General features: G+C 74.3%; 3 protein-coding genes. All 3 read right to left on the bottom strand.

Features of this window, described 5'->3' with window-relative positions; all coding sequences use genetic code 11:
- Positions 1-157: 157 nt before the first annotated feature.
- The 3 genes from AOK22_RS36435 to AOK22_RS36425 all read right to left on the bottom strand — a co-directional run bounded on the left by AOK22_RS36435 (position 158) and on the right by AOK22_RS36425 (position 2,677).
- Positions 158-484 carry a hypothetical protein gene (locus tag AOK22_RS36435; protein ID WP_167357928.1) on the bottom strand — a complete coding sequence of 109 codons (327 nt, stop codon included), beginning with the start codon at positions 482-484 and terminating at the stop codon, positions 158-160.
- 272 nt (positions 485-756) lie between these two features.
- Complete coding sequence (locus AOK22_RS36430; protein WP_055702956.1) at positions 757-1,155, bottom strand: hypothetical protein; 399 nt, start codon at positions 1,153-1,155, stop codon at positions 757-759.
- Positions 1,156-1,621: 466 nt separating this feature from the next.
- Positions 1,622-2,677, bottom strand: coding sequence for a proline racemase family protein (locus AOK22_RS36425; protein ID WP_063795413.1), 1,056 nt, complete (start codon positions 2,675-2,677; stop codon positions 1,622-1,624).
- Between the last annotated feature and the right edge of the window lie 50 nt (positions 2,678-2,727).

The following is a 2,727-nucleotide window of genomic DNA, read 5'->3' as shown; positions in this document are numbered from 1 at the left end:
GGGTGGACCCGGCGGGGGTGGGGTCGTGCGCGGTCGGAGAGTTCATCGCTTCGTCTCTTCGCTCTCGTTCGGTGCGGACGCGTACGGGGCTCGTCCCACGCGCCGCCGCAGGGGCGGGGCGCGTGGCGGCCGGCGCGGGGGCGGGCCGTGGCGACCCCTATATGCGCCACCGACACAGGGAGTTCAGAGCGGATCTGCCGCCGCTCGGCACGGCCTCGGCCCCGGAGTCCGGGACACGGAGCGTGAGGGCATCGCCCAGGGCGCCCGCCGACGGCTGCGGGGTGACGCCGGGAGGCGTGAAGGCCAGGACCCGGGCCGACGACTGCACGGCGGGGTCGGCACCGGCTTCGTGGCAGTGGTCCGGGACCGCGGGCGCGTCGAGGACCACGCGCTGCGCGCCGTGGCGTGCGGCCGAGGGGTGGAGCTGCCCGCTGAAGCACGCGAGCGCCATGAACAACAGGGCGTACGACGTCGTACGAAGCAACAGCCGAGGCAGCACAGATCCTCCGCGCGGTGACCGCCCTCACGGGCACGCGGCACACCGGGCACGGGGCTCGGCACGTCGACGGCCTGGGCGGGATGAAGTGGGGGGTGGTGGGTGCCGTCCACCCTCACCGCGCCGCGCGACGCGTCGTCGCGCGCGGGAGGCCGGACGCCGGGAACCAGCCGTCGGACACCGTCGCGGAACCCGGCTCGGCGAGGGGCCGAGAGGGTGAACCACCGGTGGACGGGGGCGGGTTCGGAGCAGGCGTCGGTCTACACGCGCAGGATCGTGGTGTCCGCCGCATGCGCTATCGGGACCACGAAGTCCCGCCCGGCCAGATGCGGGGCGCGCGTGAGCGCGGGGGCGCCGTCGGTCCGCTCCGGGGCCAGCGGCGAGAGGCAGGGCACGTCGACGTCGGGGCCCTGCGGAGGCTGGCCCAGGGCGCATTCCTCGACGGTGTGCTGCCGGTGGTCGTGGTGGTGGTCGCCCGACGCCCCTGAGGCGGGCAGGGCGTCCGGGGCGGCGGAGCGCCGGTCCTGGACGGTGTCGATGCCGGTGACGGTGCCCGTGCCGGCGTCGGCGTCCGTGGCGGTACCGGTGAGGCCGAACGCCACGCTGTCGGCGACGAGGTGACGGCCTGTGACATCCGGGGCGGCCGCATGGGTGAACACCAGACAGAGGAGAAAGAGACCCAACCCCACAACCCGCCACAGAACAGCCGCCGAGCGGCTGCGCCGTACACCGGGAGGAGACCAGGCCGTCATCACGCCGTGATCCTAACCCGATCCCCTGGGCCGGACATCCCGACCCACGCGAACACAGCGTGAACAAGCCACCCACCGGACACAGGGCCAGCAGGGGCCCTTCAACTCACCCCGCACCGCCTCACCTTGGCCCTCACCTCGGCCGTCCCGTGCGCCACTGCCACCCCTGCCCACCCTCCCTACCGGGCCTTGACGCCGGGACAGTCGCCCGAAAGCCGCACACTCAGCCGCAGGCAGAGCCCCAGGACCTGACGCAGGAGCACCACCTCCGCGGCTCCGACTCCGCAGGCCCTGGAGCAAGGGCGCGCGGCCCCACCGAGAGCGATCTCTCTACTGAGCATTCCCATGCCCGCACTATACCCCCTAGGGGTATTCACATCCCCTGAAGGTGCTCGCATCCCACACCGAGGGTGTCGTACGGATCGAGGACGAACACGTGCTCGCCGGTGCGGTGGGCCCTGCCGGTCACCTCGGTGACCAGGCCCTCCGCGCTGTCCGCGCCGGGCACGACCCTCCCAGTGAACGCCGTTCCCACGATGGACTCATGAGTGAGCGTCAGGTCACGGCCCACGCCCAGTCGGCCCTCGTCGGCGAGCAGGGCCAGCCGGGCGGAGGTGCCCGAGCCGCAGGGCGAGCGGTCGATCTGGCCGTCGGCGAACACCGTGACGTTGCGCTGACGCGGACCGTCGGGCGTGTCCGCGAGGTCCTCGTGGAGGATCACACCGTAGACCCCGGAGAGCAGGGGGCCGTCCGGGCGCCGGGTGGCGGGGTGGCCGGCCAGCGCGGCACGGATCTCGCGCCCGGCACCCAGCAGTGCGGGCAGCGAGTCCCGGTCCACGGTCAGGCCCAGGTCCCGGGCGGCCAGCGAGGCGTAGCAGGCACCGGCGTACGCGAGGTCGACCTCGACCACGCCGAGGCTCGTGGTCACGGGCACCTTGCGTGCGGTGACCTCGGCCGGGACGTTGCGGAAGGTGACGCCGGTGGTGCGGCCCGCCGAGCGGTGCACGGTGGCGGTCACGCGTCCGGACGGCACGTCGACACGGACCTGGACGTCACCCTCCTCGGGGGCGCCGACCAGGCCGGAGTCCACCGCCCAGGCACCGAGGGCCATCGTGCCGTGGCCGCAGGCGGTCGAGTAGCCGTCCTTGTGCCAGAACAGGACGCCCAGGTGCGCCCCGTCGTCGTCCGGCGGCACGACGAAGCCGCCGTACATGCCCGCGTGCCCCCGCGGCTCCTGGACGAGGAGCCTGCGCACGTCGTCCAGGGGTCCGGGGCGCGGGGCGGTGCCGGAGCCCCGGGGGCCGATGACGGTGGCGCGCCGCTCGGCCACGGTGTCCCCGGGGACCGGCGGCAGCCCCGCGTCGGACATGTCGACGATGCGGAAGGGCTCTCCGGCGGCGTGGTAGTCGGTGGTCCGCACGGTGGTCATCGCGGGCGCGGTGGCGCGTGGGGCAGTGGGCGCGGTGGCGGGCGGGACGG

It is taken from the genome of Streptomyces silaceus (assembly GCF_001419745.1).
GTDB classification, from domain to species: Bacteria; Actinomycetota; Actinomycetes; order Streptomycetales; family Streptomycetaceae; genus Streptomyces; species Streptomyces silaceus.
The sequence above is the reverse complement of the archived record's forward strand: the minus strand, read 5'-3'. Positions and strand labels throughout refer to the sequence as shown.